We start from the raw sequence: 13,636 nt of genomic DNA on the forward strand, positions 1-13,636 counted from the left end.
CGCTACACCGGGCCGCCCGCCACCCTTCCGGACGACACCGGCGCGTCGGTGGAGGGATCGGCTGACGGATCGGCGCCCCAGGCGGCGGCGCACAGGGCGCGGGAGAGTTCGTCGGCGTAGACGGCGGCGGCGAGCCAGGCGAGGGCGAAGCGGTCGGTGTCGGCGGGCAGGAGGCGGCCGAAGGAGTCGCGGCCGCGGTCGGCCGCGGCGCGGTGGAGGTCTTCGAGGAGGTCCGCGGCGGTCGGGAGGGCGGCGCGGCGCAGGCGCCGGGCGTCGGGGGCGGAACTCGTGGGGAGGGCGAGGACGCGGCGGCCGCCGGAGGCGGCCTGGTGGACGCGACGGAGCAGGAGGTGGACGGGGGCCTCGTCGGGCGCCGCGGACGGCGGGAGCGGGAGTGGGGCCAGGGGTTCGGCGGCGGGGAGGTCGGCGCGCTGCAGGCGGTCGAGGCCGGTGTCCACGCGGGCCTCGAGGTCGGCCGGATGGCTGGTGGCCAGCAGCAGCGCGCGCGGGTGCGGGGCCGGGTCGAGCCGGGCGATGACGCGCAGAGAGATGCCCGGCGCGCCCGCGAGCAGCCGCAGGTTGTCGCGATGGGGCAGCGCGGGATGGTCGTGCGCGGCGGCGAGCCGGAGCGTCAGGCCGTCGCATTCGGCGAGCAGGCAGTCGCCGCCGGCCTCGCGGACGGTGCCGATGAGGGTGACGTCGAGGAAGAGCAGGCCGTCGCCGGTGCTGAGGGCGCGCACGGCCTGTTCGGCGACGGGCACCCGCCACAGGCGGTCCAGGGGTTCGGCCGTCCAGGCGGCGCCGGGGGCCCGTACGGCGCGGACGGCGGCTCCCGCGCCGAGTCTGCCGGTGGGCGAGACCGTGGCACCGGACACGGCGAGGCCCGCGCGGGACAGTTCGCGGTGGCTGAGGGCGGTGTCGCCGATGCGCACGGCCCGGTCGGCGGCGCCCGTGGCGCGGCCGGGGCCGCCGGGCGCGACGTCGGAGACGGTGTAGAGGCGGCCGTCGGCGTCCGCCGTCCAGGTGACGGCGCCCGCGTAGCCGCTCGCGGTGAGGACGGGCTCGGAGAACAGGCCGTACAGCCGCAGCGAGCCATCCGGGGTGTACGGCTGTCGCGCGGTGCCGCGCACGGCGGCCAGTTCGGGGCCGGTGGCGTACGGGACCCGGTGCGCGGTGCCGAGGAGTTCGCGGAGCGCGGCGGCCAGGTCGGCGAGGCGGTGCCCGGGGTCGGCGGCGCGGGCGGCGCGCAGCCGGGTGACGACGGAGACCGCCGCGGCGGCGGCGCGGGGCAGCCCGCTCAGCCGGGCGGAGTGTGCGGCCCGCAGCAGTTCGGCCTGGACGACAGCGCCGGAGCCGTCGATGCCCGCGTCGAGGACGGCGGCGCCCGCGGCGCGCAGGGCGTCGGCGGCGGCGTGTTGCTGCGGGGTGGCGGTCTCGGGCTCGGCTCCGGGCGAGGCTTCGGGCGCCGTTCCCCCGGCGGCTCGCGGCGGGGCTCCCTCGGCTGCCGGCCCGGGAGCCTCGGCGACGGGTGCGGCCGAGGCGGCGGCGGCGCGGTGCAGGCAGTCGGGCGCGAGCAGGCAGCCGCAGCGCACGTCCTCCGCCCGGGTCACCGTGCCGCCGGGAGCGTGCAGTTCGAGGTCGGTGTCGTCGTCCACGGCGATCCGCACGGTGTCGCCGTCGACGACGACCGGGCGGGCCGCGAGCTTGGCGACACCGGCGTCGAGGCGCTTGCGCAGCCGGGGCGAAAGCGCCCCGACGAGTTCCGCGGTCACGGCCGGTGCGACCGGGGGGAGTTGCTGGCTCATGTGATCTTCTCCCCTACCCAGCGGGCGAGTTCGAGGGGGCTGAGGGCGGCGACGGGCATGCCCGCGGCGACGAGCTGCCCGGCGACGCCCGTGGAGTAACGGGGGCGCCCGGCGTCGTCCAGGCTGGCGCAGCCCAGGACGTGGCAGCCTGCCCCGACCAGGGCGCGGACCTCGGCCAGGAGGCCGCCGAGCGGATACCCCTCCTCGAAGTCGCTGACGACCACGACGAGGGTGCGCGAGGGCACGGTCACCAGTTCGCGGGCGTGCCGGAGCCCGGCGGCGATGTGGGTGCCGCCGCCGACGCTCACCTCCAGGAGGAGGGAGAGCGGATCCGCCACGTGGTCGGTGAGGTCGATGACCTCGGTGGAGAACGCCAGGAAGTGCGTGGACAGGGTGGGCACCCCGGCCAGGACGGACGCGGTGAGCGCGGCCCAGATCGTGGAGGCCTCCATGGACCCCGACACGTCGGTCACCAGGATCAGCCGCCAGTCCGCGGCCCGCTGGGCCCGGGCGCGGAACACCGGCCGCTCCGGGATCACCTGGACGGTGCCGTCGGGACCGCGGCGTGCGGTGGCCAGGTTGGCGCGCAGCGTACGGGCCAGGTCGAGGCCGCCCCCGGGGCGCCGGCTGGGGCGCGGGAGCGCGGTGCCGTGCAGCGCCGGGCGCAGCCGTGTGGCGAGTTGCCGGGTGAGGGCCTCGACCAGGCGCCGTACGAGGGGGCGCAGCGCGGCCAGCCGGGCCTCCGGCAGCCCGCCCGCGTGCCGCAGGACGGTACGCAGCAGGTCGACGGAGGGGCGCACGCTGTCGGGGTCGAGTTCGGCCACCACGTCCTTGCGGCCGGACGCGGCGGCGGCCGCCAGCACCTCCTCGCGGATGCCGGGCCCGAACAGGGCCGCCAGTTCCTCGGACCACTCGCGCACCCCGGGGTAGGGCGCCTCGCGGCCACCCCGGTCGCCGCCGGCCCTGCCGTGCCCGCCGAGGTCGCCGAGGCTGCCCTCGCCCCGGCCGTTGCCGTACAGCTCGTCCAGCGCGGTGGCCAGGGCCCCGGCGGAAGGCGGCAGCCGGTCGCCTCGCCGGCCCAGCACGAGGCGCCACCGATCGGCGGGCGCGAGGGTGCGGGCCGCGGCGGCGGGGGCTTCGCCCGGTGCGCCGGGGGTGGTGGCGGCCTGCGGCGTGCCCGGCGACGCCGCGTCGGCGGGGCCCACACCGTCGGCTGCCGCGTCTGCGGGTCCACCCTCGCGGGTGGCCGCGTCGCCGCGAACGGCCGCGTCGGGGGTGGTGGCACCGTGCGGTACGCCCCGCGACGCCGTGGCGGCGGGCCCGGCCTCGCGGACAGCCGCATCGGCGGCCTGCTCGTGCGTGGCGGCCGGCTCCGCGGGGACTGCCGCTGCCGTGGCGGCCGTTGCTGCTGCCTCGGGCGTCTCGTGCGAGAGCAGGCCGAGCCGGTCCAGGGTCGCGCGGGCGGCGAGGTCGGCGCGGGTCCAGGTGGCGAGGGCGACGGGGTCGACGCCCGCGGTGTCGGCGATGCCGTCGGCGTCCAGGCGTTCCTCGACGGCCGCCAGGAGACGGTCACGGGCGGCCGGGCTGAGGGTGTCGAAGCCGCCGCGCAGGGCCGGGAGCCGTGACAAAAAGGCCTGGTCGGGCAGGTCGCGGACGCGGTCGAGCAGGGGTTCCAAAGCGGGGGCTGCCGCCTCGAGCAGCGGGCCGGCCGCCGTCAGCAGCCCGGTCAGCCGGGCGGTGAGGGCGGCACGGGAGTCGGGGTCGCCCGCGGCGTCGACCCAGGAGGCGACGCGGGCGCCGAGGGTCTCGGGCGCCTCGTGGCCGAGGAGGACCCGGACGGCACCCGCCGCCCCGCGCATCAGCGGGGAGCCGTCCGCGGCGAGCCGCGCGAGGGCGTCGGTGAGCCGCACGCCGCCCAGGAGGTCCGCGCGGTGGGCGAGTTCGAGGAGCGCGTGTGCGTCGGCGGGGTCCTCGGACCCGGTCAGGCCGTCGACCTGACGGACCGCCGCCGCGGTGAGCAGCTCGGCGACGGCGGTGGTGCGGGCGGTGCGGGCCTCGTCGGCGCCGAGGCCGGCGATGTGGCCGGCCCGGACGCGGTCCAGCAGGGCGAGTCCCGCGAGGAGTTCGGGGAGGGTGCCGGCGGCGGGGAGCACGTCGGCGGTCTCGGCGAGGCGTTCCCCGGCGAGCCCGGGCAGCCCGCACTCCGCGGCCCGGGCCAGCCCGGCGAGGGTCTGCGCCGCGGTGGGGCCGCCCTCGTCCGTCTCCTGGCGGCGGCGTTCGCGCAGCACCCCTTCGGCGGCCTGGGCGGCGGTGACGCCACGGACCCCGGCCGCGGTGAGCATGGCCGCGGTGGCGGGTGTCCAGCGGACCTCCCAGCGGGTGGTGAGGCCCTCGGTGCCGGCCGCTCCCGTGACGTCCTTCGGCTCGGCGTAGGGCACGCCGCACACCGACAGTCTGCGCAGCAGGAGTTCGCGGCGGCGGTCGAGATCGGAGCGGAGCGGATCCAGGCGCAGGTCCCGCGCCTCGGCCGGGGCGCCGGAGTCCGGGCCGGGTGCGGGCAGGCCCAGTGCGGCCAGTTCCGCCTCGACTGCGGGGGCCAGGCCGCTGCGGGGCGCGTCCGGTGCGGGGCGTCCGCCGCGGGTGCCGACCAGCACCCGTTCCATCGCGCGCGCCACGGCCCGTCCGCGGCCGTACGGCTCGCCCTGGGCCAGCACGGTCTGCACCGCCTCCACGAGTTCCCCGCGGCCGGCCGCGGGCAGCCCGCGCAGCCGGGAGAGGTCACCGGCGAGCCGGCTGATCTCGCGCGCGTCGGCCGGGCCCGACGGGTGGCCCTGGGCGCGCAGTTCGGCGCAGATGCGGACGGCGGCGCGGGTGAGCGCCTCGTCGAGGGCGGCGGGGTCGCCGGCCGCCTCCAGCACCATGTGCTGCCACTCGGGGTCGCGGATGCCCGCCGGGTAGCCGGAGCGTTCGTCCAGCAGCGGGTACGCGTACGGGATCAGGGAGGTCGTCCAGATCGTGCCGCCCTCGGGTGCCGGCGGTGCGTCCGGGCTTTCCACCGGGGCGGTGCCCTCCGGCCACGCGTCGGCCGGGACCAGGGCGGGTGCGTGGAAGGCGCCGACGACGACGGCCGCGCGGCGGCCGTCCGCGGTGGCCTCGGCGATGCGGGCCCGCATCCACTGCTCGCGGCGCAGGTCGAGTACGGGGACGCCCGCGCCCTCGGCGGCGTCCCGGCGCAGGGCCCATCCCGTCAGGAGGGCGGCGCGGCGCAGCGCTTCGGGTGGTGAGCCCGGCGCGGAGGCCTCGACGAGGCGGTCCCACAGGTCGTCGCCGGGGCGACCGGTGAGCCGGGCGCGCAGGGCCCCCTGCAGCCCGGGGCCGGAGTCGCCCGGCGCGGCCGTCGTGCGTCCGGCGTCCCAGGCGCGGTCGGCGAGCGGCAGGTCGCAGGCGACGACGGGGACGCCGCTCCGCGCCGCCCAGCGGACGGCGGCGAGTTCGGGCGAGAAGTCGGCGAAGGGGTAGAAGGCGGGACCGCCGCCCCCGTCGCCAGGGGCGGCGGCGAGGGCGACGGGAGCCCGGGTGTCCTCGTGGGCGAGCCAGGGCAGCCACTCCTGCATCTCGCCGGGGAGTTCGACGAGCAGCACGTCGGGCTTGGCCCCGTCGAGCAGGGCGGGCAGCGCGGCCGCCAGCGACGGGGCGTGGTGCCGTACGCCGACGAGGTAGGGCGCCGCCGGGTCGGTGAGGACCGTGACGGCCTCGTCCGGGGTGAGCAACACGGGCTCAGCCTTCCAGGACGGCGCGCAGCTCCCACAGGGTGCGCCAGGTCGGGGAGCCCTGTTCGGCGCGGCGCCGCACGGGGCCGTCCCAGTAGCCGAGCAGCCGGGCGGCGTCGGCCGGGTCGTCCTTGCGCACGACGCCGAGGAGGTGGCCGGGCAGCAGGCCGAGCACGTCCCGGTCGCCGGGGAAGTACGCCGCGGCCAGGCCCAGCGCGCCGGCGACCGCGACGGCCTCCGCGGTGCTCATGACCGTGGAGGGCCGTTCGACCTCCCAGCCTTCGGCGGAGCGGCCCTCGCGCAGGTCGCGGAAGGCGGTGACGAGGGCTTCCAGGACGGCGTCGTCGACCTCGTAGGGGGCGCCTGCCCGTTCGACGGCGGCGCGGGACTGGCTGCGCACCAGCGCCGTCTCGGCGTCGAGGTCGCCGATGGGTCCGACGGTCTCGAAGTTGAAGCGCCGCTTGAGGGCGGCGGACATCTCGGAGACGCCCTTGTCGCGGAGGTTGGCGGTGGCGATCAGGTTGAAGCCGGGCGCCGCGTGCGCCAGGGCGTCGTCGCCGCCCGCGAGTTCGGGGACGGCGATGCGGCGTTCGGAAAGCAGGGAGACCAGGGAGTCCTGCACCTCGGGCAGGCAGCGGGTCACCTCTTCGACGCGGGCGATGGCGCCGCGCGACATGGCGGTGAGCACGGGTGAGGGGACGAGCGCTTGCCGGCTGGGGCCCTGGGCGAGCAGCAGGGCGTAGTTCCAGCCGTACTTGAGCTGGTCCTCGGTGGTGCCGGCGGTGCCCTGGACGACGAGCCCGCTGGTGCCGCAGATCGCGGCCGACAGCAGCTCGGAGAGCATCGACTTGGCGGTGCCGGGCTCGCCGACGAGGAGCAGGCCGCGTTCCCCGGCGAGGGTGACGACGCACCGCTCCACCAGGGCGCGGTCGCCGACGAACTTCCCCTCGACGACGAGGCGGCGCGGTACGCCCTCGGGGACCTCGGCCTCGTCGGGCAGGCGCAGGGCCTGGCCGTCGCTGCCCATCACGAAGGTGACGACGGCACGCGGGGTGAGCCGCCAGGCGGGCGGACGTGGTCCGCCGTCGTGGGCGGCGAGGAAGGCGAGTTCGCTGGCGTACCGGTCCTCGGGCGGGGTGATCTGCCGCGCGACGGGTGCGGGGGCGGTGGTGGTCATCGGCGGCGGCCCTTCCGGGTGGCACGGGTGGTGAGTTCTTCGAAGCCGGGGGCGTCGCCGGCGCGGACGCGTTCCCAGGCGCGGGCGAACAGTTCGGGCACGGGCAGCAGCGGCACGACGCGGGCGTGGTCGCGGACCGGGTAGAGGCCTTCCTTCCAGGTCTCCACGGGAAGGGCGGGCGCCTTGAGGTCGCGCCAGCCGCAGGGCAGGAAGAGGGTGCGGCCGGCTCGGGGGCGCTTGGCCTCGACGACGAGGCCGGTCGCGGCCAGTTCGGCGCGGGCCTTCTTCGTGCGGGCGGGCTTCCAGTCCGTCCAGCGGGCGCAGTTGCGGTCCGTGGGGTCGGGCAGGGCGAGCAGCTGGAGGTAGAGCGCGGCGGCGTCCTCGCCCAGGCCGTGGGCCGCGGCGACCTCGGTGACCAGGGCGGGCACGGAGACCATGGGGTCCTGGGCGTGACCGGCGGGTGCGCCGGGTTCACCGCCCGCCGCGACGGCGCGGGCGAGTTCGCCGCCGAGCACGGCGCGCAGCGCCTGGATGCCGCCGCCCCGGATGCCGACGAGGCCCTCGACGAGGCCGAGGACGGGGTCCTCGGACCCGGTCAGCCCGGCCGGGCGGACGAGGACCGTCTCGGTGTCGCCGTACCAGGGTCGGAGCACGAGCGCGTCGCCCGCGTGGGTCAGGCCGTGGGCGTCGGCGCCGCCGGCGGTGGGCAGCCCGTACGCCGTGCGGATCTGGACGGCGGTGGGGCCGCCCTTCTCCGTCCAGGCGATGTCGAGGTCGACCAGCAGGCCCGGGTCGGCGATCCGCCGCCGCAGCGCCGCCAGGCCCTCGGGGAGGGCGGCGCGCAGCGGATGTCCGTACGGCAGCCCGTAGGCGAGCCCGGCGAGCACGGCGACGGCACCGGTGATGTCGTGCCGTCCGGGCAGGGCCGCGGGGTCGGCGGGGACGAGGTTGCCGTCCTTGTCGGGGCGTTGCACGGTGGTGCGGCTCAGCCAGGGCGTCAGCGCGGGGTTGAGCACGGCCTCGGCGGACGCGGTGGTGACTCCGGCGAGTTCGGCGGCGACGTCCTCCGGCAGGCGGACGACGGCGCCGAGGCGCTGCCCCCACACCCGGCCGGCGGCGGCGGTGTCGGGGCCGCTGCCCCACAGGTCGGCGGGGTCGTCGGGCAGCAGGGCCCCGAGGACGGCCGCGTGGTCGTCCTCGGAGAGGGAGCTGAGCAGGCCCTCGCCGAGGCTCTTCTGGCGTGCCTTCAGGTCGATGCGGGCGAGGGCTTCGGCGTCCGGGTCCTGCGGCCGCCCGGCGAGCAGCAGGGTCGCCTGGACGGGGCCGAGGCCGCCGCCGGTCGCCGCCGCGAGCGCGGCGGGGGCACCGGGGCGCCAGGGCGCGGGGCCCTTGTCGCGGATGAGGCGGGTGACGGCGGTGAGCCGCTCGGCGGGGAAGACCGGCCTACGGTCCGTCTCGTCCTCCAGGGTGAAGTGGGCGACGGCGCCGAACACCCCGGTGGGGTCGTGGTCGAGGGCGAGCCAGTGGACGCGGTCGCGGTCGCCGTCGACGCTCTGGCAGCCGAGGATCACGACGGTGCGGCCGTCCTTGCGCAGGACCTGGCCCGCGCGCCGCTGCTTCCCGTGCTTCTCCACGAGGACGATCTCGCGAAGTCCGCTCCCTGGCACCGCCAGCGGGCCCTCGGTGATCGCGTCGAAGAGCAGCAGGAGGGCTTCGCGTGCGGCCTGCGTGACGGCGGGCGACGCCGCCCGGTAGGCGAGCGGCCGCAGCACGGACAGGGCGGGCAGCCACCCCAGGCCCATGCCGGGGACGGTGTGTTCGTCGCTGTGCCAGCCGTCGCCCGGGTCACCCAGTTCCGCCCGGTCCGGCAGCGGCTTGCCCTCGGCCTCCTTGCCGGACAGGACGTGGTTGACCGCCCGGATCTGCTGCAGGGCGCTCCACTGGGGGGTGCCGCTCCACCAGTGGCCGTGCCGGCCCGCGATGCCGTCCAGGGCGGTGCGCAGGGTGCCGTCGTCGCCGTGCAGCGGCTTGTGGTCGGCGAACATGTCCTGGGTGCGCCGGAGCGACTGCCGCGGCTTGTCGGTGGGCGGGACGACGAAGGAGGCGACGGACTCGGCGTGCCGCAGCGTGCCCCGGACGAGGGCGGTGACGCCGATGAGCAGCCGCTCGTCCGTGAGGGCCGGCAGGGCGGCGGCGACGGCGGACCTCGCGACGGTCTCCGCGGACGGACCGGTGTACTTCTTCGTCCTGTTCACCTCGGCCTGGTGCTCCGCCAGGGCGTGGGCGGCGACGCGCAGCGTTTCGGCGGCCTGCTCGTCGGTGAGGGCGCGGAGCACCGCCGAGGCCCCTTCGTCACGGGGGCGCAGGGCGTGCCAGTACGCGAGCGGCGGTACGTAGCGGGTGCCGGCGGCGAACTCGCCGCCCTGCTCGGTGAACGCCACGCTGCCCAGTTCGTCGTCGCAGGTGACGTCGCCCGCCGCGTACAGCGACACCTTCTGGTGGGTGAGCGCGACGACGGGCTCGGCCCCGCCGGGGAGCCGCAGCGCGCCGAGCGGTACGCGGCGTGCCCACCCCTGCTTGCGGGTGGGGAGGGCGACGGTGCGGCCGTCCGGGGTGCCGGCGACGGTGCGGGACCCGCCGCCCTCGCCTTCGACGCGGACCCAGCGGCCGAGGACGGTGCCGTCGGTGCCGAAGGGGCTCCGCTCGAGCCCGGGTTGCAGCGGCAGGACCTCGCAGTCCTCCTGGCTGAGCCGTGCGCCGTCGAGGATGCCGGAGCGGAGGAAGGCGGGCAGCGAGGCGCGCCCGTGGATGCCGGAGGCCGGGTCGTACTCCATCCACACCTCGTGGCGGCCCTGCTTGCCCTGGCGCCAGAGCGCGGTGCCGTCGCCGAGTACGGGGCGGCCGGCCGGCAGCACGGTGTCTCCGGCGTGCAGGGTGCGGCCTCCGGTGGCGCGGCCGCCGCCGGGCAGCGGGATCGACGGGGCGGCGACGTGGCCGTGCCACCAGTGCGGGAGCTGTTCGCCGCCGAGGGTGAACACCTCGGCGGGCCGGGCGGACCAGTAGCCGAGCTGCTTGTCGTCCTGCCGCCACATGACGAGGAGTTCGCCGTCGGCCCAGCGGAAGTGGGGGCGGTTCCAGCGGTCGAGTTCGACGGGGATGCGCAGGTCGTGGTCGAGCAGCACCTTGTCGGGCCCGACGACGACGGCCTTGTCCCCGCGGGCGAGGATCAGCGCGGGCCAGGCCTCGGCGACGGCCAGGGTGTGGTCCTTGTTCTTGGCGACCGCGGCGTCGAGCAGGCGCAGGCCCTCGTCGAGGGCGGGCCACCCCAGTTCGTCGAGGATGCCCTCGCGCAGCGTGCGGCCGAGCAGCGGCGCGATCTCCTGCGCGGCGACCCGGGCCACGGCCTGCGGGTTGACCCGGGCCGCGACGGAACGGAACGGGCGCAGCCGGCTGATCGCGCTGCGGGCGGCGGGCAGGCCCGCGGCACGGGTGAACTGCGCGGCGGCCTCCTCCAGCCATGCGCGCAGGACGTCGCCGAGCACCGGGTGGCCGGCCAGGGCCTCCAGCACGCCGGCCAGTCCGCGGTCCTCGCCGAGGCTGCCGACGGCCTTGTGCAGCAGGCGGCGCAAGCGCGGGTCGGCACCGGTGGCGACGAGGTCGCGGCGGGCCGGGTCGGCGGTCTCCAGCCAGCGGTGGAGCGGCAGGTGCACGGTCACGTCCTCGGCGGGGACGGTCAGCGGCACGCGCTCGGCGGCGCACAGGTCGAGCAGGTCGAGTTCGGCCCCGTGGTGCCAGCGGCCGGTGAAGAGGTCGACGGGCCTGTTGTCGGCCCGCAGCCGGGGCGCCATGCGGCTGACGAGGTCGAGGGTGGCCGCGGAGCGTTCGGGGGCGCCGGAGCCGTGCTTGCGGTGGCTCGCCCAGCGGCTGAGCCAGTCGGCCGCGTCGACGGCCCGCGAGGCCTCCCCCGCCTCGCCGGTGAGCAGGGTGTCGGCACCGGTCTCGACGAGCAGGGCGAGCCAGAACTCGTCGCCCTCGGCGTCGCGGCCTAGTCCGGCCGGCATGATCTCCAGCAGCCGTGCCCGGACGGCCGGTTCGCGCTCGGCGAGGACGGCGAGGGTGGCGCGGTAGGCGGTCCAGAAGGAGCCGGGGGCACGGACGACGGCAGGCGAGGCGACGAGGTCCGCGACGAGGGCGCACTCCTCGGTGACCCGGTTGAGGCCCGCTGCCTTGATCAGGCTGCGGGCGTCCTGGGGCAGGGACGCGTACGGGGGCATCCCGGCGGCGCAGCGCTCCACCGTCAGTTGCCGGAACTGCCGCCAGGCCTCGGCTGGGTCCAGCCGCCGTGCGAGGTCCTTGACGTGCTCCTTGAGGGCCTTGACGGTGAGGGCGCCGGCGAAGGCGAACTCCAGGAAGACGGCGCGCTGGCGGTCCTCGTCGACGGCGAGGCCGTGGACGCGCTCGGCGGCACGGGCCTTGCCGAAGAAGGCGGCGGCGTACGTGGTGTTCTCGTGCTGGAGGAAGACGCGCGCCGCCTGCTCGTGGAAGGTGGGCAGGAAGTGCGGTACCGCGCGGCCCAGACGCTCGGCGAGCGCGTCGAAGCCGTCCTTGGCCGCGCCGGCACGGGACTTGGCCATCCGGGCGAGCCGCTCGACGTCCTTGACCAGGGCGAGCGCGTGGTGGCCGTTGGCCGGGTCGTTGACCAGGGCCCAGGCGGGGAACCCGAGGGTCTCCCGGCGGACCTGGCCGACCTCGGGGGCCTCGTCCTCACGGCTCAGACCGAGGAAGTCCAGGGCCAGGTCCTCGGCCTCACCGAGGGTACCGGGCACAAGGCGGACGACGCGCCGGTCGTCCAGCACGGGGTGGGTGTAGGTGCGGACGGTGAGGATGTCGGCGTCCTCGCGCGTGCTGGTGCCGGGTGGCAGCACGGCGCCCGCGTCGAGCAGCGCGGTCGTGGTGGTGGGGTCGTACGTGGTCATGCCGCCTGCTCCTCGTCCTCGATGTCGCGTCCCGCGTAGAGCGCGGCCGCCATGCGCATGCCCTCCGACCAGGCGACGGCGCCGACCTGGGAGAAGGTCAGGGTCTTCCCGGCGGTGTCGGTCCAGGACAGGGACCCGGTCTCGGTCTCGCTCCAGCCGTCGTAGTCGCCGATCCAGATGCGGGCCTCGACGGCGCGGCCGTCCTCCAGTACGGGGCAGACGGAGTGCCCGCCGCGCACGCGGTAGCCGAGGGAGGTGGCGCGGCCGTGCAGGAAGCGCAGCTCCTTGAAGGTGCCGCCCGCGTACTCCTCGACGAGCGTGCCCTCGGGGTCGAGCCCGGCGGGCCGCTGCCACACCTCGCGGAAGAGCTGCTGCGCATTCTGCTCCACGCCCAGCTCGACGGCGAACTCCCGCAGCTCCTCCAGGTCGTCGAGGAGCACGGGATGCGGGAGGCGGACCATGTCCGGGGCGATGCGCACGGTGTCGCCGTCGAGGTCGACCAGGCCGAGGCCGCGCTCGGCGTCGGCGTCCCGCAGGAAGCCGGCGACCTGACCGTCCTCCCCGGTGACGACGAGGTCGCGCAGGGCCGCCCGCCATGCCGGGTCGGGCCACACGCGGCCGATCACGGCGAGGGGCACCGGCAGCGAACGCACCATCCAGCGCTCGACGTCGGCCAGGCACCGGCGTTCGTGCCGTTCCAGCCATTCGGCGAGCTGCCGCAGTCCCGTCACCGCCGGGTCGTCCGCCAGCTTGGCCGGCACCGACTTCAGCCGGCGGCCGGTCGCGTTGCGGCACACGACCTTCCCTTCGTGGAGGGCGACTTCGTAGTCGCCCGCCGTGACCCACCCCATGCGTGCCTCCCTGCAACGCCGTGATCAAGTGACCGGAACACTAGGCGAGGCCACTGACAACGCCCCCGTCACCCTGTTGACAAGAGGCCGGGCCGCAACCGGAACGAGGCGGAGGCAGACGTCGGCGGGGGCCGTGCCGGGCCGCCGGCGAGGCCGGGCCTAGACTCCGCACCATGAGCACCGTGACTGCCGCCGTCGTGAGGGACCTGGCGCCGACGGGCGTTCTGCGGGCGTCGATCAACCTGGGCAACCCGGTGCTGGCGCACGGCACCGCGCAGTCCCCCGGCGGCGTCACCGTCGACATCGCGCGCGAGGTGGGCGCCCGGCTGGACGTGCCGGTGGAACCGGTCTGCTTCGACGCGGCACGCAAGTCGTTCGAGGCCATGGCGTCGGGTCGGGCCGACATCTGCTTCCTCGCGGTCGAGCCCGCCCGGGAGGCGGAGGTCGCCTTCACCGCGCCGTACGTGGTGATCGAGGGGGTGTTCGCCGTGCCCCGCGGCTCGCAGGTCGGCGCGGTGGACGAGGTGGACCGCGCGGGTGTCCGGATCGGCGTGAAGCGCGGTTCCGCCTACGACCTCTTCCTGTCGCGCACGCTGCGCCACGCCACCGTCGTCCGCGGGGACGAGGGGGTGGACGTCTTCCGCGCCGAGGGCCTGGAGGTCGCGGCCGGGATCGGGCAGCCGATGGCCGGGTACGTCGCGCGGCACCCCGACCTCCGCCTCGTCGAGGGCGCGTTCATGCAGATCCTGCAGGCCGTCGGCACGACGGTGGACCGGCTGCCGGAGTCCGTCGCCTTCCTCCGCGAGGTCGTCGAGGAGCTGAAGGCGGACGGGTTCGTCGCCCGGGCCCTGCTCCGGGCCGGGCAGTCCGGCGCGCTGGTCGCCCCGCCCGCCTGACGGGACCCCTTCGGCGCGATCCGTCCCCGTGCGTCGCACGACACCCGCGACGGCACGCGAGTCGACGGTGTGACGATTCGCCACCCCTGCACGGGCTTGGCGATCTCCGGTAACGGGGATCATCACAAGAGCACACAAGGGGGATGCAACGGGGGGATGTG

The 13,636-nt window shown here is 76.8% G+C and carries 6 protein-coding genes; 1 reads left to right on the forward strand and 5 read right to left on the reverse strand.

The genetic code is table 11. The annotated features are described in order from the left end of the window. Window positions 1-2: 2 nt before the first annotated feature. The 5 genes from OG937_08990 to OG937_09010 are packed head-to-tail and all read right to left on the reverse strand — an operon-like array spanning window position 3 to window position 12,579. Window positions 3-1,805, reverse strand: a complete 1,803-nt coding sequence (locus OG937_08990) for an SWIM zinc finger family protein (GenBank protein WUD71822.1) — start codon at window positions 1,803-1,805, stop codon at window positions 3-5. Further along, a complete protein-coding gene (locus tag OG937_08995; GenBank protein ID WUD71823.1) occupies window positions 1,802-5,578 on the reverse strand; it encodes a DUF5682 family protein in 3,777 nt (1,258 codons plus the stop codon). The genes OG937_08990 and OG937_08995 overlap by 4 nt, the downstream gene beginning before the upstream one ends. A 4-nt stretch (window positions 5,579-5,582) precedes the next feature. Next, window positions 5,583-6,752 (reverse strand): AAA family ATPase, encoded by a 1,170-nt coding sequence (locus OG937_09000; protein WUD71824.1) that lies wholly within the window; start codon window positions 6,750-6,752, stop codon window positions 5,583-5,585. Continuing rightward, on the reverse strand, window positions 6,749-11,728 hold the full coding sequence (locus OG937_09005; protein ID WUD71825.1) for a hypothetical protein: 4,980 nt from the start codon (window positions 11,726-11,728) through the stop codon (window positions 6,749-6,751). The genes OG937_09000 and OG937_09005 overlap by 4 nt, the downstream gene beginning before the upstream one ends. Further along, window positions 11,725-12,579, reverse strand: a complete 855-nt coding sequence (locus OG937_09010) for a DUF4132 domain-containing protein (GenBank protein WUD71826.1) — start codon at window positions 12,577-12,579, stop codon at window positions 11,725-11,727. The genes OG937_09005 and OG937_09010 overlap by 4 nt, the downstream gene beginning before the upstream one ends. A gap of 173 nt (window positions 12,580-12,752) precedes the next feature. Between OG937_09010 and OG937_09015 the strand changes: the two genes are divergently transcribed. Continuing rightward, window positions 12,753-13,475 (forward strand): transporter substrate-binding domain-containing protein, encoded by a 723-nt coding sequence (locus OG937_09015; protein ID WUD71827.1) that lies wholly within the window; start codon window positions 12,753-12,755, stop codon window positions 13,473-13,475. Window positions 13,476-13,636: the final 161 nt, after the last annotated feature.

The sequence above is a fragment of the Streptomyces sp. NBC_00510 genome (genome assembly GCA_036013505.1).
Lineage (GTDB): Bacteria > Actinomycetota > Actinomycetes > Streptomycetales > Streptomycetaceae > Actinacidiphila.